This window comes from Candidatus Symbiopectobacterium sp. NZEC135 (assembly GCF_025962695.1).
The window spans coordinates 1-859 of record NZ_JAGFPF010000893.1; the positions used below are offsets into that span (position 1 = coordinate 1).

An 859-nucleotide genomic window follows, 5' to 3' on the forward strand; every position below is an offset into this window, starting at 1 on the left:
ATTGGTATCGATGGTGTGCGGCGCATCGTGATCGCAAGTAACGGTGAGCGGAGCGGTGACGTTAGCCAACTCGGCGAATTGTGTCGTATTGCGCGCTGCGGTACCGAAGTTGACACTGGTGGTGGTGGCAATTAAGCAGGCAATGGCGGTCACACGCAGAAGAGTATAGGGTTGGATTATTTGAGATTGGCTGTTGCTGGGGGTTGAGGTGATAGCATACATCGGTGGTATAACGTACGTGCCGGTACGCTGTGTACCGTCGGTAACAATTGCCCATAAACCAGAAATGTTCGCTGTTTGTCGCTCGTTACCGAATATAGTGAAGGGAAAAGGAGAACCGTGGTCTGCAAATGATAAGCACCAGCCCCTATTAGTAGGTACGATGGCATTGCCAGAAGTAGAGTTTGATGTATAAGTCCCTTGGGTACCATTTAAACCAATGGTTCCCGTTAAAGCGGCTATTTCTACAGGCATGGTAGCACCAACAGTAAGTGTGGTGAGCGCTGTGGCAATAGGTACGATACCGACACCTTGGCTAATGGTATACGCTTGAGTACTATTGATGGTGCTGAGTTTGGTGGTTGAAATACAGTCTGTCGTTAAATCACTGATAGCGGCTATACCGCCGCTGGTGAGTATGGTTGAATCGTTTTGATAAGTGATGGAAAGATTGTTTACACTAAACGGTGACCCCTGCCATACCACCCCCGAACCTTTACCAATCGTCAGCGTATTGGCCTGCGAGGCCTGAGCGCTAAACAACATCAACCACGCTGCTATGCTGGCGGTTTGCTTGACAGTCATAAAGTGGCTCATGTATCACCTCATTCGCAGCGTACGGCCAATGACCGTATCGGGT

At 49.5% G+C, this 859-nt stretch carries 1 protein-coding gene; it reads right to left on the minus strand.

What is annotated here, in order from left to right; all coding sequences use genetic code 11:
* The coding region (locus tag J5224_RS31250; protein ID WP_264628887.1) for a hypothetical protein at positions 1 to 816 on the minus strand (816 nt) is incomplete at its 3' end.
* Positions 817 to 859: the final 43 nt, after the last annotated feature.